The sequence below is a fragment of the Agrobacterium tumefaciens str. B6 genome (assembly GCF_001541315.1).
Classification (GTDB): Bacteria; Pseudomonadota; Alphaproteobacteria; order Rhizobiales; family Rhizobiaceae; genus Agrobacterium; species Agrobacterium radiobacter.
Window position 1 is genome coordinate 51003 of sequence record NZ_LMVK01000051.1, and the last position, 20245, is coordinate 71247.

15 protein-coding genes, 1 tRNA gene and 1 riboswitch are annotated in these 20245 nt (G+C 60.0%); of the genes, 8 read left to right on the plus strand and 8 right to left on the minus strand.

From position 1 onward, the window contains the following. Positions 1-568: 568 nt before the first annotated feature. Together ASB65_RS27845 and ASB65_RS27850 are read right to left on the minus strand one after the other, a co-directional pair. Positions 569-712, minus strand: a complete 144-nt coding sequence (locus ASB65_RS27845; RefSeq protein WP_003495735.1) for a DUF1127 domain-containing protein — start codon at positions 710-712, stop codon at positions 569-571. A 458-nt stretch (positions 713-1170) separates the two neighbouring features. Next, positions 1171-1317, minus strand: coding sequence for a DUF1127 domain-containing protein (locus ASB65_RS27850; RefSeq protein ID WP_003502992.1), 147 nt, complete (start codon positions 1315-1317; stop codon positions 1171-1173). 660 nt (positions 1318-1977) lie between these two features. Here ASB65_RS27850 and ASB65_RS25150 point away from each other — a divergent pair. From ASB65_RS25150 to ASB65_RS25165, 4 genes are all read left to right on the plus strand, one after another. Continuing rightward, positions 1978-2060, plus strand: a tRNA-Leu gene (locus tag ASB65_RS25150). 242 nt (positions 2061-2302) lie between these two features. Beyond that, positions 2303-3781, plus strand: coding sequence for a trigger factor (gene tig, locus ASB65_RS25155; RefSeq protein ID WP_060725748.1), 1479 nt, complete (start codon positions 2303-2305; stop codon positions 3779-3781). Positions 3782-3994: 213 nt separating this feature from the next. Continuing rightward, complete coding sequence (locus tag ASB65_RS25160; RefSeq protein WP_060725749.1) at positions 3995-4555, plus strand: AAA family ATPase; 561 nt, start codon at positions 3995-3997, stop codon at positions 4553-4555. A 221-nt stretch (positions 4556-4776) separates the two neighbouring features. Then, complete coding sequence (locus tag ASB65_RS25165; protein WP_003502986.1) at positions 4777-5424, plus strand: hypothetical protein; 648 nt, start codon at positions 4777-4779, stop codon at positions 5422-5424. A gap of 284 nt (positions 5425-5708) precedes the next feature. Here the strand turns inward: ASB65_RS25165 and sthA are convergent, their stop codons facing one another. The 3 genes from sthA to ASB65_RS25180 all read right to left on the minus strand — a co-directional run bounded on the left by sthA (position 5709) and on the right by ASB65_RS25180 (position 10391). After that, positions 5709-7112, minus strand: a complete 1404-nt coding sequence (sthA, locus tag ASB65_RS25170) for a Si-specific NAD(P)(+) transhydrogenase (RefSeq protein WP_060725835.1) — start codon at positions 7110-7112, stop codon at positions 5709-5711. 689 nt (positions 7113-7801) lie between these two features. Continuing rightward, positions 7802-8335 (minus strand): DUF1003 domain-containing protein, encoded by a 534-nt coding sequence (locus tag ASB65_RS25175; protein WP_003502984.1) that lies wholly within the window; start codon positions 8333-8335, stop codon positions 7802-7804. Between the two features lie 115 nt (positions 8336-8450). Next, on the minus strand, positions 8451-10391 hold the full coding sequence (locus ASB65_RS25180; RefSeq protein WP_060725750.1) for an LTA synthase family protein: 1941 nt from the start codon (positions 10389-10391) through the stop codon (positions 8451-8453). Positions 10392-10613: 222 nt separating this feature from the next. Here ASB65_RS25180 and ASB65_RS25185 point away from each other — a divergent pair, with 222 nt between their 5' ends. Then, positions 10614-12293, plus strand: a complete 1680-nt coding sequence (locus ASB65_RS25185) for an NAD+ synthase (RefSeq protein ID WP_060725751.1) — start codon at positions 10614-10616, stop codon at positions 12291-12293. Between the two features lie 192 nt (positions 12294-12485). On the opposite strand, the gene ASB65_RS25190 is transcribed toward ASB65_RS25185, so the two are convergent. Further along, complete coding sequence (locus tag ASB65_RS25190) at positions 12486-12863, minus strand: glyoxalase superfamily protein (RefSeq protein ID WP_020012695.1); 378 nt, start codon at positions 12861-12863, stop codon at positions 12486-12488. A 192-nt stretch (positions 12864-13055) separates the two neighbouring features. Here ASB65_RS25190 and ASB65_RS25195 point away from each other — a divergent pair, with 192 nt between their 5' ends. Next, positions 13056-13883, plus strand: coding sequence for a TolB family protein (locus ASB65_RS25195; protein ID WP_060725752.1), 828 nt, complete (start codon positions 13056-13058; stop codon positions 13881-13883). 63 nt (positions 13884-13946) lie between these two features. Beyond that, positions 13947-14130: riboswitch (cobalamin riboswitch) on the plus strand. Between the two features lie 76 nt (positions 14131-14206). Next, on the plus strand, positions 14207-14923 hold the full coding sequence (bluB, locus tag ASB65_RS25200) for a 5,6-dimethylbenzimidazole synthase (RefSeq protein WP_060725753.1): 717 nt from the start codon (positions 14207-14209) through the stop codon (positions 14921-14923). A gap of 181 nt (positions 14924-15104) precedes the next feature. Here bluB and ASB65_RS25205 read toward each other — a convergent pair whose 3' ends face one another. Both ASB65_RS25205 and ASB65_RS25210 read right to left on the minus strand, forming a co-directional pair. Beyond that, a complete protein-coding gene (locus ASB65_RS25205) occupies positions 15105-16214 on the minus strand; it encodes a DUF2865 domain-containing protein (RefSeq protein ID WP_060725754.1) in 1110 nt (369 codons plus the stop codon). A 136-nt stretch (positions 16215-16350) separates the two neighbouring features. Then, entirely contained in the window at positions 16351-18666 is a 2316-nt protein-coding gene (locus ASB65_RS25210) for an NADP-dependent malic enzyme (RefSeq protein ID WP_060725755.1), read from the minus strand. A gap of 228 nt (positions 18667-18894) precedes the next feature. Between ASB65_RS25210 and ASB65_RS25215 the strand changes: the two genes are divergently transcribed. Beyond that, positions 18895-19734, plus strand: coding sequence for a UDP-2,3-diacylglucosamine diphosphatase (locus ASB65_RS25215; protein ID WP_060725756.1), 840 nt, complete (start codon positions 18895-18897; stop codon positions 19732-19734). The last annotated feature ends 511 nt before the right edge of the window (positions 19735-20245 follow it).

Consider the following 20245-nt stretch of genomic DNA (forward strand, 5'->3'; position numbering starts at 1 on the left):
CCCGTCCGGCGGCTGTCTTTCGAGTGATTGTTCCGCGCGGGTCCCGAAGGACGCTGCATTGTTTGCGGATGCACTAGCATGCATGGCCGGGGCAGCCAAATGTTTTTGGGGTGAGGATTACGACGGAGGGGATGTGGTCTTTATGCTAGCAGGTCGCCCAATGTGATTGGTGACCTCGTCTTCGTCTGGATGTGTAATTTGCTGTGATGGTTGGCAGCGTTTTTTTGTAGGGGGCCATCTTCCTCCGTCATTCCGGCCTTGAGCCGGAATCCAGCCAGCCCAAGTCTTTGGGCTGAAAGGACTCTTCCCACGGCGCAGACGCGCCGTTACTGGATGCCGGATCAAGTCCGGCATGGCGGGAGAGGAGTGTAGCGGAAGAGCAACCGACAAGGAGGGGGCGACACCGCATGGCGTGATGTGCGGTGCTGATGTTCTTCAACGGCCGACTGGCGAGAATTTCCCGCATATTCCGCCAGAATCAAAAACGGCGCCAGAGGCGCCGCTTTTTTTAACCTGTCGCTCGATCGTCGCGCCCTGGAGGTCGGGCAGCGGGACGATCGTTTACGCCTTAGCGGAACGAACGGGCTGCTACGTTACGGATGTCGTAACGGGTCAGGCCGATGTCGCTCAGAGCCTGGTTGGACAGGCTGCCAAGTTCGTTGATCGTGCGGCGGTAGGAGATCCAGTTCTTTGCGATGCGGATGGGGTTCATGGTCGTTTCCTCAATCTATCTCTGTTGATTTCGTCTGCCGGCTCAGTGTTTCTCTGTGCTCTCGGCTGTTGAGGTTTATATATAGACATTGAGCCATGTTGTGCAGTGCAGAATTTAGGCTACTGCCATGCATTTGTGCACTATGTCGGCTAAATTTGCGGCTTTGAGTATCGGTTGGGCAAAATATGAGCGGAAATGCCTGTGTTTCAGGCGGTTTTGACTGATTTGGCAGCTTTTGGCGGCGTAGGAGAGGCTTTCCGGTGTGAAAAGCAGCCATGAAGAGGCTCTAGCGCGATCCAGGCCTGTGCAATTGGTCGGCCGATCGATGCATTTTTCATCTGCCGATACGGCGAGTGGCTGTGCAGTCGCCCAAAACGAAAAAAGGCCGGAGGCGGAAGCCTCAGGCCTTTTTGGGTAGGTCGTCTCGCATCCGCCGCAAGGAGCGGCGGGGCGTATAATTAGATGCCGACGGCGGTGCGGGCGACGCGACGGATGTCCTGACGGCCGATGCCGAGGTCATTCAGTTCGCGGTCGGTCATGCGGCCGAGTTCGGTTACGGTCTGACGATACTTGCGCCAGTTGGTCAGCGAGCGTGTGATGTTCATTTTCATCTTCCTCTTCGTGCTGTTCAGTCTCTACGGCCAGTCTTGGGAGGCTTTGGTCCGGGGCTGAACTCGATCTCTGTATGACCATGAATATAATCGGTTTAATCAAAACAAAAACAGACAAAGCAAGATGTCACCTATGCATTAAACGCAAGGCAAGTGGAGAAATCGACCCGATTGCGGCGATCCGTGCATAATTTGTGACCAATTTGTGTGCTTTTGGTGATCGAATGGGGTTGGGCGTTGCGAATCCGGGAGGCATGGCCGGATACGGGGTGGGCGCGGCGCAGAAGCCTTGAATTGCAGATATGAAGCGGGGGGCGGCAATCCGGCAATGTCGGTTGCGGGAGAGGCTATATATAATGTCAATGTAGCCGCATAAATATTGCCGGCTTCCCCGCCTGCTTCCATGCGGATGTGCCGCTTGGGGCGGGCCGGCAAGGAGAGGGGGCGGATGCCCCGCGGTTTCCCGTTTCCAGCCCAGAATCGCCCCAGTCCGGTCCTTGCGCCTCATCCCCTGGCGGCGGCGGCAAATAAGCTTAGGGGGCGGCTGCCTCTCCCCGCCGGCGCGGGCAACAAGAAAAGTCCGGAGGAAACGAAAGGCGGGGGAACGGCGTGCTTGACCCTTTCAGAACATTGTGACATACCGCCGCCCAACGTGCGGGTATGGCGGAATTGGTAGACGCATTGGTTTTAGGTACCAACGCTTCGGCGTGGGAGTTCGAGTCTCTCTACCCGCACCACAAGCAAGGCATGGCTGTGCCACGCTTGCGCCAGAGTGCATCTTTATAAGATGCGGGGAGCTTCGGGGTTCTTTTCTCCCCTTTGGTCTTTGGTCTCCGGTGCAGGCGCAAAGGTGTGCGGCAGGCGCTTGTGTAAAGAAATAAGGGAAGCCACGGCCGGGGAACGAAGTTTCCGGCGCAGTGCTCGAAAGTAAACCAACGGCTGTCTGAGCACCGCCGCCATGATGTGAAGGTTTGAGAAAATGCAGGTTATTGAAACGCTCGCTGAAGGGCTGAAGCGCGAACTCAAGATCGTTATCCCGGCTGCCGACATGAAGGCCCGTCTGGACGAGCGCCTGGTTGACGCCAAGGACAAGGTTCGCATCAACGGTTTCCGTCCCGGCAAGGTGCCGATGGGTCACCTGAAGAAGATGTATGGCAAGTCCATCATGGCCGACCTCGTCAACGAGCTGGTTCGTGAAAAGCCTTCCGAAATCCTCTCCAGCCGCGGCGAGAAGTCTGCTACCCAACCGGCCATCTCCATGACCGAAGACGAGCAGGAAGCCGAAAAGATTCTGTCGGCTGAATCCGATTTCGAATTCACCGTCGCCTACGAAATCATTCCGGCCATCGAACTGAAGGCCAATGACGGCATCAAGGTTACCCGCGAAGTTGTTGAAGTCTCCGAAGACGAAATCAACGAGCAGATCCTCAAGATCGCTGAAAGCGCCCGCACCTACGAGGCCAAGAAGGGCAAGGCCGCCGACGGCGACCGCGTCACCATGAACTATCTCGGCAAGGTTGACGGCGTTGCCTTCGACGGCGGCGCTGCTGAAGACGCTGAACTGGTCCTCGGTTCTGGCCGCTTCATCCCCGGCTTCGAAGACCAGCTCGTTGGCGTCAAGGCCGGCGACGAAAAGACCATCACCGTGACCTTCCCGGCCGACTACCCGGCTGCGAACCTCGCGGGCAAGGAAGCCAACTTCGACATCACCGTCAAGGAAGTTGCTGCTGCCGCTGCTGTTGAAATCAACGACGAACTGGCCACCAAGCTCGGTCTCGAATCGGCTGAAAAGCTGAAGGAAATCGTCAAGGGCCAGATCGAAAGCCAGTACGGCAACGTCACCCGCCAGAAGGTCAAGCGTCAGATTCTCGACCAGCTGGACGAGATGTACAAGTTCGACACGCCGGCTGGCCTCGTCGACGCCGAGTTCGACAACATCTGGCGCCAGATCAACACCGATCTCGCCCAGTCCGGCAAGACCTTCGCTGACGAAGACACGACCGAAGAAGAAGCCCGCGAAGAATATCGCAAGCTTGCTGAGCGTCGCGTTCGTCTCGGCCTCGTTCTCTCCGAAATCGGCGAAAAGGCCGGCGTTGAAGTGACCGAAGAAGAAATGCAGCGCGCGCTGTTCCAGCAGCTGCAGCAGTTCCCCGGCCAGCAGAAGGAAATCCTCGATTTCTTCCGCAACACCCCCGGCGCTTCCGCTTCGCTGCGCGCTCCGATCTTCGAAGAGAAGGTCATTGACAAGCTGCTCTCCGAAATCTCGGTAACGGACAAGACCGTTTCCAAGGAAGAGCTGCTGGCTGACGACGGCGAAGAAGAAACGGAAACCAAGAAGAAGGCTCCGGCCAAGAAAAAGGCTGCTGCCAAGGCTGACGCCGCCGCTGAAGGCGAAGAAGCCGCTCCGAAGAAGAAGGCTCCGGCCAAGAAAAAGGCCGCCGAAGGCGACGCCGAATAATCTTCTTCGGTGCAAGCTGATTGAACAAAGGGCCGCGGCGAAAGCTGCGGCCTTTTTGTTTGGGCGCCGGTTTTCTGGCAGTATTGCCCGCCCGGTTTCGGGCTTTTGACATCGTTGCGTCATTCTGAATCATTATCGTTAGAGACCGTGGCCGCCGAACCGGAAATATAGGCACCATCGCCACGACGCCGGGGAATGTTGAAGGGTCGTGTTATGGGTGTCAGAAACTATTTGATCGAGGGTGTTTCCGGCACCGGTAAAACCTCGGTGGCAACCGAACTCCAGCGACGTGGCTATCATGTCATCCACGGCGACCGTGACCTTGCCTACAAAGGTGATCCTGAAACAGGCGAACCGGTCGATCTCTCGCTGTTTCAAGGGGATGGGGATATTATCTACCGTCATCGGCATCATATTTGGGATGTCAAAAAAGTGCAGGCGCTGGTGACTGATCGACGTCACGCGATCACGTTCTTCTGCGGCGGCTCAAGGAACTTTGGGCGTTTTATAGACCGCTTCGATCAGGTCTTCGTTCTGGATATCGACGTCGCGATCTTGCGAAGACGGTTGATGGAGAGGCCTGAGGACGAGTTCGGCGGAAAGGCGGCCGAACGCGAATTTGTCTTGCAACTCCATGCGACGAAAGAAGACCTTCCCGCCAATGCAACGGTCATTGATTCATCGAGGCCTTTAGACGTGGTGATTGATGACATCCTGACCCGCTGCGTTGGACCGACCTCAGGAAATGAGCAGCACGGGGATTTTTCGTTTTGATCACAATGCAGTGCAGCATGATTTTTTGCTGCATCTGCTCTTGTTCATCTCCCGTTCATCTGTCACCCTGCGCAGCATGATTTGCCCCGGTCGCTGAACGCGGCCGCTCGGGTACTGTGCGCCGCTTTTATGCGGCCTCATCGCTGCCAAACCATTGGCCTTGAGCTTTTACCGTGCCTGCCGGGTCTTCCGGCGCGCCCTTAATCTGCCAGGGGACAAATATGTCGCTCCGAACGGGTTCTGCCCTTGCATTGTCGCTCTTCACCGCCGCCACGGCCGCTCATGCGGATGAGGCCGGGCTGATCTGGAAACCGGTCAAGAATTCCGATCGTTCCTACACGGCGCGCATCGGCGCCAAGCTGCCGGTCGATACGCCGATCCGGGCGGGGCTGGAAATGGGCATGAATGCCTCGAGGACGGGGCAGGTGGTGGATACGCCGGTTCGGCTGTGGGGTAATGTCACGCTGCTGGCGGAACAGCTGCCCGGTGTCTCGCTTGCACGCGACGTCGGTGTCATAGTCAATGCATTAACGGGGTCGAGCAGCCTCTCCATGACATCGCAGCAGAAGCGCATCGTCACGCCGGAACTGGATATCGAGGCGAACCGCAATTTCACCGTGCGTTACGACGGCACGGCGCAGCAATGGAACGGTCTTGATGTGTCGCAGTCGTTGCGCCTGTCCCGCTCGGAAACCGGCACGGCCTTCGTGTTGACGGGGGCGAGCCGCAACAGCTTCAACGAGTTCAGCAGCGGCGTGGCGGTGGAGCAGAAGATCGGCGATAATCTGACGGTGCGCGGAACGCTTGACCAGGGTTTTGCGGATCATTTCCGGCCGGGGGTGAGTGCGCGGTATAGCATTAGATGGTGAGCGTGGTTCCGTCTGCGGCGGAATTGCTGAAACCTCTCCGTCATCCTCGGGCTTGACCCGAGGATCCACAACCCGCGCGTACCATGGATCCTCGGGTCAAGCCCGAGGATGACGGAGGCGGCATCGTGGCTGTGGGATGAGTCTCTCAGCCCAAGGACTTGGGTTGGCTGGACCCCGGATCAAGTCCGGGGTGACGGAGTGGGGATGCTACGACCTTGCCACAAGCGCGCAAGGCAACTTGCCATGCCTCTCGGTAGCTTCGCACCCCTTTGAAAATCCGCCGCTCAATCCTTCTTGATCTCACCCATGCGGTTCCACGCATCCAGCCCGGCAATCTTGTAGGCTTCCGCGAGCGTGGGGTAATTGAACGTATTCTCCACGAAATACTCCACCGTGCCTTTGAGATTCAGCACCGCCTGGCCGATATGCACCAGTTCCGTTGCGCCTTCGCCGACGATGTGGACGCCGAGCAGGCGGCGGGTTTTCAGCGAGAAGATCATCTTCAAGAGCCCGCTGTCGAGACCCATGATGTGGCCGCGGGAGGTTTCGCGGAAATGGGCGATGCCGCATTCATAGGGAATGGCGCGTTCGATGACTTCTTCTTCCGTCAGGCCGCAGGTGGAGATTTCAGGCACGGCATAGATGCCGTAGGGGAAGAATTGCGGCGGGTCGCCGGCCGGGGGACCGACGGCCTGGCGGGGGGCGATGCGGCCCTGTTCCATGGACGTGGATGCAAGGCTCGGGAAACCGATGATGTCGCCGGCGGCATAGATGTTCGGCACCGAGGTCTGGAAGGTCTCGGGATCGACCTTCAGGCGGCCGCGGCTGTCGGCCTCCAGCCCGCAGGCCGAAAGGTTGAGCGTATCGGTAGCGCCGACGCGGCCGGCGGCAAACAGCACCGTCTCGGCCTTGAGGACGCGACCATTGCCGAGCGAGACGAGGCATTTGCCGCCGTCGTCACGCTCCACCTTTTCCGCCTTCTGGCCGAAGATCAGCTTCATGTTGCGGTCGCGCAGCTGATAGGCGAAATCCTCGACGATTTCCTTGTCGATGAATTCCAGCATCGTTTCGCGCGGCTCCACCACCGTCACCTGCGTGTCGAGCGCGCTGAAGATCGTGGCGTATTCGATGCCGATGACGCCGGCGCCGACAACGATCATCGAGCGCGGCAGCTCCTTGATCTCGAGAATCTCGTCCGAATCGAGCACCGCTTCGCCATCGAAGGGAATGTGCGGCGGCCGGTAGGGGCGGGTGCCAATGGTCAGCAGGATCGAGGTCGCGGTAACGGTCATGATCTCACCATCGCTTTTCACCACCTTCATGGTGTTCGCGTCGATGAAGCTTGCCGTGCCGCGAATGTGCTGGACGCGGTTGCGGGCGAACTGGTGCTCCAGCACTTCCACTTCGTGATCCAGCGTGATGAGCAGGCGGCGGCGCAGGTCTTCGGCGTCGATCTCCTGCTTGACACGATAGGCGCGCCCGTAAAAACCGCGCTCGCGCCAGCCGGTGAGGTTGAGCGCCGTTTCGCGCAGGGTCTTCGAAGGGATGGTGCCGGTGTGCACCGAAACGCCGCCGACGCGGCTGCCCTTCTCGATGACCAGAACCTTCTTTTCGAGCTTGGCGGCCTGAATGGCGGCCCGTCTTCCCGCCGGACCGCTGCCGACAACAATCAGATCGAACTGGTGCATGAAAAACCCCGGAACAGAATTATTGCAATGACCGGATGTCGCATCCGGCATGGCGTCGCCGCGAAATGGTCGTGATGCCATTTTGATGATGGGGAGTGATTCCCCCTTCAGCCTTGCCCGCAAGAGTGCAATGCAACAAACGCCTGCGTCAATCTGTAGCGTAAGAATCTGACGGATTCGTAACTGGGGGGTGAGGTTTCAGGAGGTTGTGCGATTCTTAGTGGCGCGGAGGTGCGTGGAGCTTACCCCCCTCTGCCCTGCCGGGCATCTCCCCCTCAAGGGGGGAGATCGACTCGCGGGCAGGTTTCGCCCATCTCAATATTTGCGAATGAAGTGGTGTTCACGCTCCTCCGTTCACTCCTGAAAATGCCCCAAAAACCCAACAGCTTCATCCCGCACGGCGCTACCGGGCGGGGATGGTTTGGGCGTCGGGCGATTGCCCGGCCGCGCTTTGGTTGGGGTTGGTGTGGGTCGGATGCGTTGCGCAGCCGGGTCTTTCACCATGCCGTATTTCGCAAAGGGCCGTGCACCGCCTGTTGCGAAATGGTCCTTTCCACGAACGTTGCCAGCGTTCCCACCACAGGACCGTCCCTTGGTTTCCGCCACGTCTGGCAGCCACCCGGCAGGACTGCGTTCACTCTAACAGCGCGCCGCGGAGCGGGGAAAAGCGGGGACGAATTTTTCCGGCGTCAGTCTTCCTTGCGGGTAACGTGGCGGTGGAGCGCGGCAAGGTCCTGGCGGAGCGCCGCCAGTTCGGCCAGCACTTTCACATCGATCTTTTCATGCAGTGAAAGAACCTCGAGCTCGGCCTTCAGGTTCACCTCATAATCCTTGGCGGCCTCAAAACGGTCACGGGCGGCCTGACGGTTCTGCGACATCATGATGATCGGCGCCTGAATGGCGGCCAGCATGGAGAGCAGCAGGTTGAGGAAGATGAAGGGATAGGGGTCGAAGGCGCGCGTCGTCAGCACGATGGTGTTGACGATGGCCCAGACCACCAGGAAAAAGCAGAAGCTGAGGATGAAACCCCAGGAGCCGCCGACCTTGGCGATATTGTCGGCCAGCCTGTCGCCGAGGCTGGCGCCGGCGGAAAATTCCGCGTTGATGTCGCTCGAAACCAGCTTTTTCTGGTGCGAGAGTTCGAGAATACGCTGCTCCACCTCGCCGATTTCGCGGGAGGAGCGCTTGAAGTGCGAAACGATATAGTCGGAGATATCTGACACGGTGTTTCTCCGGTTCTGATGGGGCGATGAGGATGTTTCCCGAGATAAACCCGCATGGCGGTGGAATTCAAACGATTTCCACGGCCATGGGTTCAGGCGTCCCCGCCGAAAACCATCAGACCGACGGCGCGCCCTCATGCAGCCAGTTGAAACCGGGGAAGAAGCGCTCGCGGCCATATTGCTGGCCGAACATCATGTCGAACTGCAGCAGGCGGTAATCGCGCACCACGTCGGGAATGGCATTGGGCGCAATCGACCAGTCGGGCAGGGCCTTGCCGTCGGTCGCCACCAGCATATGCCGGTCGATGACGGAGAAGGCCTTCTGCACCTCGCCCAGTGTGCCGGTATAGAAGGGATCGGAGAAGCCGGCCGTCTTCAGCACATGGTAAGGCAAAAGCGCCGGGCTGATGGTGCCGATATTCTTGCGCACGCCCTTCCTGGAGGACCAGACGACGAGCGGTGTCTCGTGTTCCTTCTTCATCACCTCCAGCTGCGCACGGCGGCTTGCCACCATGCCCGGCATGTAACCGCTTTCCACGAAGGTCTGGCCGAGCGGCGGCAGGTGATCGCCGAAGAGGACGATGATGGTTTCACGGTCGCGTTTTTTTGCCCAGCGCATCAGTTTCAGCAGCGCTTCATCGGCTTCCGCCACCCCTTGCGAATAGGTGGCAAGCGCCTGCGAGGCGGAGGCGGAGAGATCACCTTCGACGCCGATGGTGTTTTCGGCGTAACGGGTGGCCTCGTAAGGACCGTGTCCCTGCAGGGTGACGGCGAAGAGGAAAAGCGGGTTCTGCGTCCGGTCCGCCGTCGCTATGATCTCGTCCATCAGCGCATCGTCGGAGGCGAAGTTGCCGCGTTTTTCCATGGCTGGCAGCGTCTCTTCCGAGCGGAATTCCTCGAAGCCGAAATTCCTGTAGACCTGCTTGCGGTTCCAGAACCATTCCTGGAACGGGTGCATGGCGATGGCCGAATAGCCTTCACCGCGGAAGAAACTGGCGAGCGAGGGCACCGGGCGGCGAATATATTGCTGGTAGGGAATGCTGCCATAGGGCAGGAAGGCGTTGGAAAAGCCGGTCAGCGCCTCGAATTCCACATTCGCCGTCATGCCGCCGAACTCGGGCGAAAAGACGTTGCCCGACTGTTTGGCGCGGATGGTCGGCATCGGATCGGCCGAAAGCTTCACGTTTTCGAGCCGAGCCGGGTCCCAGAGCGATTCGCTCATCAGCATGATGACGTCAGGGTAGTCGCCCTTGTTGGCGGCGAAGGCGGCGGGTTCGGACGTCAGGTCGGCGATGCTGTTTTCACCGTAACCCTGTGGCGCCGAGACATTGGCCATCGGAATATTGAAGGCGAAGGCCATCAGGAAGCCGTTGTGGCGGTAGTTTTCCTGCTGATCCCACATCATGGGTATGATGTTGAGACGGTCACGTGCCCAGGAATAGTGCGAATAGTCCATCAGCGAGGCAAGACTGGCAAGAAGCGGCAGCGCCAGCGCGAGACCAGCCGCGCGCTCACGCCATCGCAGGACGGGCGAATGGCGGCGCGCGAGCAGCCATAGCGCCACAAGTGCCGCAATGGCGGCGCAGATGCCAAGCCCGAGCAGCACGGCCGTCAAGGGCTGTGCCTTCAGCATGGTCGGCAGAAGCTCGAGGATCTGCCGGCCGAACAGCAGGTCGGAGGGGTAAAGCGGATCGGAAAGATAGGTCTGTTTCTGCGCGGAGATCAGCCCGGTCATCGCGCAGAGCGGTGCAATGGCGATCAGCGACAGGTAACGCCGGCCAAGGATGGCATCCAGCGCCACGAGAAGGGCGAGCACGGCGGCAATGGTGGTCATGCCGGGGCGTGCGGATGAGGTGAGGAAAGCACCGACATCCGTGAGCGAACCGCGGGCGATCCACTCCAGCACCACAACGAGCACAACGGATGCGACCGTCAGATTGGCAAGCGTATAGGCCGTGCCCGAAAGCTTCGAAAGGCTCCTAATCCCTGCAGGCGAAAAGACAAAACCAGCCTTTTCGGAAGCCGTTGTTTTTGGCGCCGAATGTCTCAAACCCATACTCCGGTATTTCAGGCGGCACGGCCGATCCGGGGAGGTGAATCGGGTGTCGCAAAAGTGTCATGTAACTGTCACATAAGCGCGATGAACGCGACATGAACTTTGCGCAGCCTGGCCGGTGCGGCGATAACCTTAGCGTGAACGCGCGCGCCCGATGCGTAACGGGCGCCGCCATGCAATTGCCGCGTTGCGGAGCGGGCACGGGCGCGGTATTGAAAAGCCATGAGCGACAGACACGATATCCAGAACCATCTCCGGATTGCCGTCGGGCAGTTCAATCCCACTGTTGGCGACGTGGCGGGCAATCTCGCCAAGGCGCGCGAGGCTAGGGCCGATGCGGCAACGCAGGGCGCAGACCTTCTGCTTCTGACCGAACTCTTCATTTCAGGCTATCCGCCTGAGGATCTGGTGCTGAAGCCGGCTTTCCTGAAAGCATGCCTGAAAGCGGTGGAAGAACTGGCGGCGGAGACCGCCGATGGCGGACCGGGCGTCGTTATCGGTTTTCCGCGACAGGGCGAGACGGGACGACACAATTCCGTGGCGCTTCTGGATGGCGGCAAGATCATCGCGCTGCGCGACAAGATAGACCTGCCGAATTACGGTGAATTCGACGAAAAACGTGTTTTCTCCGAGGGTTCGATTTCCGGTCCCTATAATTTCCGTGGGGTCAGGATCGGTATTCCGATCTGCGAGGAAATCTGGAACGATATGGGTGTCTGCGAGACGCTCTCCGAAAGCGGGGCGGAAATCCTGCTGGTGCCGAACGGTTCGCCCTATTATCGCGGCAAGCTGGATGTGCGCCATCAGGTGGCGCTCAGGCAGGTGATCGAAAGCGCCCTGCCGCTCGTTTTCGCCAACCAGCTGGGCGGGCAGGACGAGCTGGTATTCGATGGCGCAAGCTTCGGTTTCAATGCCGACAAGACGCTTGCCTTCCAGATGAGCCAGTTCGAGGCCACACTTGCCGTCACCGACTGGAAACGCACGGCAGATGGCTGGCGCTGCGAAAGCGGGCCTTTCTCGAAGATTCCCGAAGGTGAGGAAGCGGATTACCGCGCCTGCATGCTGGGCTTCCGTGATTACGTCAACAAGAACGGCTTCAAGAGCGTGGTTCTCGGCCTTTCCGGCGGTATCGATTCGGCGATCTGTGCCGCCCTTGCCGTCGATGCGCTGGGCGAGGAGCGGGTGCGCTGCATCATGCTGCCTTACCGTTATACCTCGGAAGAATCGCTGAAGGACGCGGCCGATTGCGCCAGGGCGCTGGGCTGCCGCTACGATATCGTGCCGATCGTGGAACCGGTGGAAGGGTTCCTCTCGGCGCTGTCCGATCTCTTCGAGGGCACGGAAGAGGGCATTACCGAGGAAAACCTGCAGAGCCGCACGCGCGGCACCATCCTGATGGCCGTCTCGAACAAGTTCGGCTCGATGGTGGTGACGACGGGCAACAAGTCTGAGATGTCAGTGGGTTACGCCACGCTCTACGGCGACATGAATGGCGGTTTCAACCCCATCAAGGACCTCTACAAGATGCAGGTCTATGCCATTTCCAGCTGGCGCAACGCCCATGTTCCGCCGGGTGCTCTCGGCCCTTCCGGCGAGGTGATCCCCGCCAATATCATTTCCAAGGCCCCGTCGGCCGAATTGCGTCCCAACCAGACCGACCAGGATTCGCTGCCGCCCTATCCGGTACTCGACGATATTCTGGAATGCCTTGTCGAGAAGGAAATGTCGGTCGAGGAGATTCTCGCACGCGGCCATGATGTGGCCACCGTGCACCGGGTGGAGCATCTGCTTTATCTCGCCGAATACAAGCGCCGGCAATCGGCTCCGGGTGTTAAGATCACCAAGAAGAACTTCGGCCGTGACCGGCGTTATCCGATCACCAACCGGTTCCGGGATCGGTGATTGAGGGCGCGCGCCATTGATTTCTGGCGGGTGAGTTACTGACTTTCTCCGTCATCCTCGCCCTTGAGGCGAGGATCCATGCGCGGTTGAGATTGTGGGTCCTCGGGTCAAGCCCGAGGATGACGTCGCGTGTGAGGAGCTTTTTGACAACGCATAAACGGCGCGGAGAACACCCCGCGCCGCTCGCTCATCTCAAATAACCTGCCCCACATCGATACGGTTGCCATCGGGGTCTTCAAAGACGAAGGCGCGCAGGCCGTAATCCTTGTCCTGCAGGCCCTTGATGATGCGCAAGCCCTGGCTCTTGCAGAGCGCGTGCAGCGCATCGACATCGCTCACCATCATATGCGCCACGTTGAAGGGCGCTGCCTTGTGCGTGGGCTGCAATGTCAGATGCAGCTCGGCATTGCCCTGTTTCAGGATCATGAAGCCGACGGGGTTGCCGTTTTCGAAGGTCTTTTCAAAGCCCAGCACGCCAACGTAAAAATCATGGGCCGTTTCGATATTTTTGACAGGAAGCATTGCGGCGATCCGGCCGAAGCGGATGCCGTGATCGGCGATGGTATTCATCGCGGAACCTCGGATCTGGGAGAAACGGGAAGCGGCGCGGACGGTGCCGGAGCGCTGGCGTTTTTTCCGGTTTGAATTTGCAGGACGGTGCCTGCCGCCCTAGGATCATAATCACGGCGATGGCGGATGCAAACGGAATGTCTGCATTGCCCAGCGCTTTGAACGAGAACACGGACACGCCCGGGAGGCAGAATGCGCAGCTCCATCGAAATCTTCAACATCCGCACCCGGCAGATGCGTGTGGTGTGGCAGACGCCTGATCTCTTTGAAGCGCCGAACTGGTCGCCGGATGGGAAATATCTGCTGTTGAACAGCGAAGGCCTGCTTTATCGCCTGTCTCTGACCGGTGATGTTGCGCCGGAGAAGGTCGATACCGGCTTCGCCACGCTCTGCAATAACGATCACGGCATTTCGCCCGATGGTTCGCTCTACGCCATTTCCGACAAGGTGGAATTCGGCAAGAGCGCCATCTATCTCATGGCCTCCGCGGGCGGCGCGCCACGGCTGATGACGAAGAACCTTCCTTCCTACTGGCATGGCTGGTCGCCGGACGGGAAGAGCTTCGCCTATTGCGGCATTCGCGATCAGGTCTTCGATATCTACGCCATGGATATAGAAAGCGGCGTCGAGACGCGGTTGACCCATGGCGAAGGTCGCAATGACGGGCCGGATTATTCGCCTGACGGTGCGTGGATCTATTTCAATTCCAGCCGCACCGGGCGGATGCAGATTTGGCGCGTACGGGTGGATGGCTCCGCCGTCGAGCGCATCACCGACAGCCCCTATGGCGACTGGTTTCCGCACCCGTCTCCGAAGGGAGACAAGGTGGTGTTCGTCTCCTATGACGGCGACGTTTTCGACCATCCGCGCGATCTTGATGTGCGGGTGCGGCTGATGGATATGGATGGCGGTAATGCCGAGACGCTGTTTGAGCTTTTCGGCGGGCAGGGAACGATGAACTCGCCCAACTGGTCACCTGAGGGGGACGAGTTCGCCTATGTCAGGTATTTCCCGGCGTAATGGGGGAGGCAGGCCACATTGCCGCACCACCGGCAGAATACTTGCATTCGCAAACTTTTTTGCCCATAGCTTCCTTTGTCAGGTGCCCGCCCTTGCGACGGGAGAATCGGGAATCCGGTGAAAGACCGGAACGTGCCCAGCGCTGTGAGGCGGACGCTCTTTTTTAGAAGCCACTGAAGCAATTCGGGAAGGCGAAAAGGGCGGATGAAGCCAAGTCAGAAGACCGGCCTGACGGGATAGACCGAACCGCGCGGACGGCGGCAGGTTGTTGTCGAGGTGGGGTGTATGTTTGCGCCCGGCCTTCGCATTGTTGGGGATAAACGATGCCAGCCGATCCGTCCGTGAGCAATCCGCCCGGCGCCAGTTCTTTCGATCATGCGCTGTCACCCGCCCGCCCGTTTTCCGGTGAGGAGCGCGAGGCGATTTACCGCGCCATTGAAACCCGTCGTGACGTGCGCGATCAGTTCCTGTCCGATCCGCTGCCGGATGATCTGGTGGAGCGTCTCCTGAAGGCGGCCCATTCCGCACCCTCGGTCGGTTTCATGCAGCCGTGGAATTTTACCCTCATCACCGATGGCGCGATCCGTCAGGCGGCCTTTGTGGCCTTCAGCCGCGCCAATGAGGAGGCGGCGGCGATGTTCGAGGGCGAGCAGCGGGCTCTCTACCGCAGTCTCAAGCTTGAAGGCATCCGCAAGGCCCCGCTCAGCATCTGCGTCACCTGCGATCCCACGCGCGGCGGCAAGGTGGTGCTGGGCCGCACCCATAATCCGCGCACGGATGTCTATTCCACCGTCTGCGCCATCCAGAATCTCTGGCTCGCAGCCCGCGCCGAAGGCATCGGCGTCGGCTGGGTCAGCATTTTCCACGATAGCGACATTCGCACCATTCTCGGTATTCCCGACCACATCGAAATCGTCGCCTGGCTCTGCGTCGGCCGTGTCGATGCGCTCTATACCGAGCCGGAACTGGCGGTGAAAGGCTGGCGGCAGCGCGTGCCGTTGGAGGAGCTTGTGTTCCGCAACCGCTGGGGCGGGGTGTAAGGCAGATAAAAGTTCTGCGAGGGAAGCGGGGCGTTGCTGCTTGTTCTTCTCCCCGGTGGGGAGAAGATGGCCCGAAGGGCCAGATGAGGGGGCAAGCTCTCAGCATATCTCTACCGTAGCCCTCTTATCCCGCTGCCGCGGACTGAAGAAACAAGCGGCGTCCGCTCGCTCCACGACGGCTTCACTGCTGCGGCTGTATACCTTTCAATGCCGGGTTCTTCAGGTCGATCCGACCTGTCTGGTCCGGCAGAAATTTGGGGCCGATGACGCGAACTTTCGTATCGTTCGGGTCATAGTCGCGTTCGGGAACGGGCTGTTCCGGCGGCTTGGCGGCCTGCTGCTGCTCGGCGGGTTTGGGGGCTGCCTTGTCACCTTGCGGTGAGGGGATTTTCGTGATGCCGGAATAGGGTGTTTCGGATTCCGGCCGGGCGGCTTCTTCCTGCTTCTGCATTTCTTCGTGATAGGCGGCCATGTTGCACACGCAGCCCGGCGCTTTTGCCGGGGCGTTCCTGTAGGCGAAGGCGGTCGGCAGGTCCCTGTAGGGTTTTCCGGTTTCCGCAGACACCATGTCGGCGGTTTCCTGATCCGTCATGGAGTGGAAATAAAGTTCCGTCTCCGTCCCCGGACACATTTTCTGGCATTGCTCGGCCTGGGCGCGGAAATCGAGCGGCGAGGCATTGGAAGCGATGGGGAAGAACGAGCCGTCGCAGGGGCGCACGCACAGTGTGCGAAGCCCGCCTTCAGCGGCGGCGTTGGGGTAGGGGGAAAGCCCCGCCTGTCCCGGCTCACCGCCATTCTGCCGGAAGGCGTCGGGGTAACGCGTCACATCGGAAGGCGGCGGCAACTGTGCTTCCGTCTGCGGCGCGGTGCTGCAGCCATTGGCATCGAGGGCGGCGAGGATACGCTGGCGCCTGATATCGCCATCGTTGTCACGCGCGGCCGCCATGGCATCGTCGCGATCACGGATGATGGCGTCGCGTTCGCTTTCCGCTTCCGCCAGCGCATCGCCGATCTCGGCGCAGACACCGGCATTGGGATTGCCGTAGACGATGACGCTGCCAGACGAGCAGCCATAGCCGCGCAGGTCGTTCCTGATCTTGCGAATGACGATGTTCTGGCGGGCGAGCGCATTGGCGTAACGCCGCACCTCGGCCGTATTGCCGATGACGCGTGGCGGCTCGCGCAACTGCGCATAAAGCGTATCGCAGACCTGATCCGCGAAAGCGGCGGCCGGAGCGATGAAGACGAGGGGAAGCAGGAGGCCGATGATGCGGCTTTGGCGCCGGGTCAATTGTTCGATCCGTTCGATGTCCCCGGCCGGTGGCAGGGGCGTTATACTTCACGAAATCCGTGTTTCAGGAAGATAACATAAGCTGTTGCCGCAATGCGGCAACAGCATGTTCAAAATTGCGTTAATGCGGCCCGCATCACACCGAAGGATGCGATGCCTGCACCACGGCAAACGCCGCCATGTTGACCACGCCGCGCGAGGTGACGCTGGGCGACAGGATATGGGCGGGCAGGGCGCTGCCGAGCAGGATCGGGCCGACATGCAGACCTTCCGTCAGCGTGCGGGTGACACCGAGCGTGATGTTGGCGGCATCGAGGTTCGGGAAAACCAGAAGGTTCGCCTCGCCCGTCAGCACGCTGTTCGGCATCGCGCGCTTGCGCAGCGCTTCCGAAAGTGCGGAGCCGCCCTGCATTTCGCCGTCCACTTCCAGTTCCGGTGCTGCCGCCTGCACGATCTTCAGGGCGCGGCGCTGCTTGCGGGCGCTTTCGGAATCGCGCGAGCCGAAATTGGAATGGCTGGCGAGTGCGATCTTCGGCGTGATGCCGAAGCGGCGGATTTCCTTGGCCGCGAGAATGGCCATCTCAGCCACTTCCTCTGACGTCGGGTCGTTGTTGACGAAGGTGTCGGTGAGGAACAGCGCACCCTGCTGGGTGATGAGCAGGCTGAGACCCGCAAAGGAACGCACGCCTTCCTGCTTGCCGATGATCTGGTTCACGTCGCGCAGGTGCCGGTCATAACGGCCTTCGAGACCGCAGATCAGCGCATCCGCCTCGCCACGCTTCACCGAAAGCGCGCCGATGACGGTCGTGTTGGTACGCACGATGGTACGCGCCGCTTCCGGGTTGATGCCGGCGCGGCCGACAAGGGCGAAATAATCATCGACATAGTCGCGGTAACGCGGATCGTCTTCCGGGTTGACCACGGCGAAATCCGTATGCGGACGGATGCGCAGGCCGAAGCGCTTGAGGCGCGTTTCGATGATCTGCGGACGGCCGATGAGGATCGGGATGCCGGTGCCTTCTTCCAAGAGCACCTGGGCGGCGCGCAGCACGCGCTCATCTTCGCCTTCGGCAAAGATGATGCGCTTCTTTTCGGCGGCTTTCGCGGCATTGAAGACCGGCTTCATGATGAAGCCGGAGCGCCAGACGAAACGGTTCAGCTGGTCGAAATAGGCTTCGAAATCGGTGATCGGCCGGGCGGCGACGCCGCTTGCGGCCGCTGCACGGGCGACAGCCGGCGCGATGCGCAGGATGAGACGCGGATCGAAAGGCGAGGGAATGAGATAGTTCGGGCCGAAGACCGGTGTTTCACCGCTATAGGCTTTTGCCGCGACTTCCGAGACTTCCTCACGCGCTAGCTCGGCGATGGCCTGCACGGCGGCCATCTTCATTTCCTCGTTGATCGTGGTTGCGCCGCAATCCAGCGCGCCGCGGAAGATATAGGGGAAGCACAATACGTTGTTGACCTGGTTCGGGAAGTCCGAACGGCCGGTGCAGATCATCGCATCCGGGCGGGCCGCACGCGCCGCTTCCGGCATGATTTCCGGATTGGGGTTGGCAAGCGCCAGGATCAGCGGGTTTTCCGCCATGCGCTCCAGCAGTTCCGGCTTCAGAACACCGGCGGCCGAAAGGCCGAGGAAGACGTCGGCGCCGTCGATGGTTTCGGCCAGCACACGCTTGTCGGTCTTCTGGGCGTAAACTTCCTTCCACTCGTCCATCAGCTCGTTGCGGCCGTCATAAACGAGGCCTTCGATGTCGTGGACCCAGATGTTTTCCTTCTTCGCGCCCATGGCGACCAGCAGGTTGAGGCAGGCAAGCGCCGCAGCACCCGCGCCTGACGCGACGATCTTGACGCTTGAGAGTGACTTTCCGGCCAGTTCCAGAGCGTTGGTGACAGCGGCGGCGACGATGATCGCGGTGCCATGCTGGTCATCATGGAAAACCGGGATATTCATCTTTTCGCGCAGCTGGCGTTCCACCTCGAAACATTCCGGCGCCTTGATGTCTTCAAGGTTGATGCCGCCGAAGGTGGGCTCCAGCGCTGCGATGGTGGAAACCATGTCGTTGATGCCGGGCGCATCGATTTCGATGTCGAAGACGTCGATACCGGCGAATTTCTTGAAGAGAACGGCCTTGCCTTCCATCACGGGCTTGGAGGCGAGCGGGCCGATATTGCCAAGTCCGAGAACCGCCGTGCCGTTGGAAATGACCGCGACGAGGTTGGCGCGGGCGGTATATTCCGCTGCCATTTCCGGATTTTCATGGATGGCGAGGCAGGGGGCGGCGACGCCGGGCGAATAGGCGAGCGCCAGATCGCGCTGGTTGCCGAGCGGCTTGGTGGCCTGGATTTCCAGCTTGCCGGGGCGCGGGTAGCGGTGGAAAAAGAGCGCCTGTTCCTCGATGTCGGCCTTTGCCGTGTTGGCGGGCGTGTTGTTCTTATCGTGAGAGGTCATTCTTCCACCGTCATGTCTGGTTCAATTCCGGCCCCCTGAATACAACAAACTTTCCCATGGTACAGCCGTTATTTACCGCCCCCTTATGCAAATGCGGCCATGGCTTATTCGCGTTTTCGTGATGGTCTTCGTCATATTCCCTATAAAAACCGGCGTTTGTCATGTTGCTGCAACACGAGTCTGGTTCTGAGAGGTAAGAAAGCCGCAGGGACGCAACCGAACAGGGGGATGAAATCCGTGGCCGGTCAAATCGAAACCAGACAGTTCAGAACGCTTTTCATTTCGGATGTTCATCTCGGCTCCAAGGCGGCCAAGACGGATTATCTGCTCGACTTCCTGAAATATCACGAGGCCGAGACGATCATTCTGGTCGGCGACATCGTCGACGGCTGGCGCCTGCGCCGCAGCTGGTACTGGCCGCAGGGCTGCAACGACGTGGTGCAGAAGCTTCTGCGCAAGGCCCGCAAGGGAACCCGCATCGTCTATATTCCCGGCAATCACGATGAATTCCTGCGGGAATTTCCGGGCATGCATTTCGGCGGCATCGAAGTGGCCGAGCGCATGATCCACGAGGCGGCCGACGGCAAGAAATATCTCATCATCCATGGCGACGAGTTCGACGTGGTGGTTCGCAACGCCCGCCTGCTCGCTTATCTCGGCGACTGGGCCTATGACGCTGCGATCGCGCTCAACATCGTCATCGCCGCCGTGCGCCGCCGCATCGGCCTGCCTTACTGGTCGTTCTCGGCCTGGGCCAAGCTGCAGGTCAAGCACGCCGTCAACTTCATCGGCGAATTCCAGCGCGTGGTGGCAGACGAGGCACGCCGCAACAATGTCGACGGCGTCATCTGTGGACACATTCACCATGCTGTCATGGAAGACATGGACGGCATTCGTTACATCAACACCGGCGACTGGGTGGAAAGCTGCACGGCAATCGCCGAAAATGCCGATGGCAGCTTCGAGCTGATCACCTGGATGCAGACGAGCGACGTTATCGTCGAACAGGCATCGGATGAGATGGAGCCGGTGGATATTCCGGGGCTGATCGGGAAACACGCGGCCTGATTGAGGTATGCCAGCTTTCGCGACGACGCGTTTCGTTGGGGATGCGCTGGGGCAGGTTGGCTAATGTGTATGAAGGCGATGGTGTGACCTCGCTGGTGGTGCCGACATACTCTGATATAGCTTGCTTATGTCATCCTCGGGCTTGACCCGAGGATCCACAAACCGGAGCGATGGATCCTCGGGTCAAGCCCGAGGATGACAGTGGAGAGGTTTAGATTGCCGTTTGCTTTTGGTGAAGGCCGGCGCGGACGGAATTACGGCACGCAGTCGCGTCATTCTTAGTCCGCGCGAGAGCGGCGCCCTCCTATTTCCAGCAGGCCGGATAAATCAGCGACCCTTTAGAGATATGCCCCAGCTCCTTCATGTGAGGCGAGCGCGTGCCGCTTGTGTCTTTCTCCCCGAGGGGGGAGAAGGTCGCGGCAGCGGGATGAGGGGGCGAGGCTAGAGATATCAGGAGAGCTTGCCCGCTCATCTGATCCTCCGGGCCATCTTCTCCCCGGCGGGGAGAAGA

Bases quoted from the DNA above. Each gene is read 5' to 3' on its own strand.
- sthA (WP_060725835.1), bottom strand. From the start codon at position 7,112: ATGCACCAGTTCGATCTGATTGTTGTCGGCAGCGGTCCGGCGGGAAGA.
- ASB65_RS27850 (WP_003502992.1), bottom strand. From the start codon at position 1,317: ATGAACATCACACGCTCGCTGACCAACTGGCGCAAGTATCGTCAGACC.
- ASB65_RS25165 (WP_003502986.1), top strand. From the start codon at position 4,777: ATGTCGCTCCGAACGGGTTCTGCCCTTGCATTGTCGCTCTTCACCGCC.
- tig (WP_060725748.1), top strand. From the start codon at position 2,303: ATGCAGGTTATTGAAACGCTCGCTGAAGGGCTGAAGCGCGAACTCAAG.
- ASB65_RS25185 (WP_060725751.1), top strand. From the start codon at position 10,614: ATGAGCGACAGACACGATATCCAGAACCATCTCCGGATTGCCGTCGGG.
- bluB (WP_060725753.1), top strand. From the start codon at position 14,207: ATGCCAGCCGATCCGTCCGTGAGCAATCCGCCCGGCGCCAGTTCTTTC.
- ASB65_RS25190 (WP_020012695.1), bottom strand. From the start codon at position 12,863: ATGAATACCATCGCCGATCACGGCATCCGCTTCGGCCGGATCGCCGCA.
- ASB65_RS25160 (WP_060725749.1), top strand. From the start codon at position 3,995: ATGGGTGTCAGAAACTATTTGATCGAGGGTGTTTCCGGCACCGGTAAA.
- ASB65_RS27845 (WP_003495735.1), bottom strand. From the start codon at position 712: ATGAACCCCATCCGCATCGCAAAGAACTGGATCTCCTACCGCCGCACG.
- ASB65_RS25215 (WP_060725756.1), top strand. From the start codon at position 18,895: ATGAAATCCGTGGCCGGTCAAATCGAAACCAGACAGTTCAGAACGCTT.
- ASB65_RS25180 (WP_060725750.1), bottom strand. From the start codon at position 10,391: ATGGGTTTGAGACATTCGGCGCCAAAAACAACGGCTTCCGAAAAGGCT.
- ASB65_RS25210 (WP_060725755.1), bottom strand. From the start codon at position 18,666: ATGACCTCTCACGATAAGAACAACACGCCCGCCAACACGGCAAAGGCC.
- ASB65_RS25195 (WP_060725752.1), top strand. From the start codon at position 13,056: ATGCGCAGCTCCATCGAAATCTTCAACATCCGCACCCGGCAGATGCGT.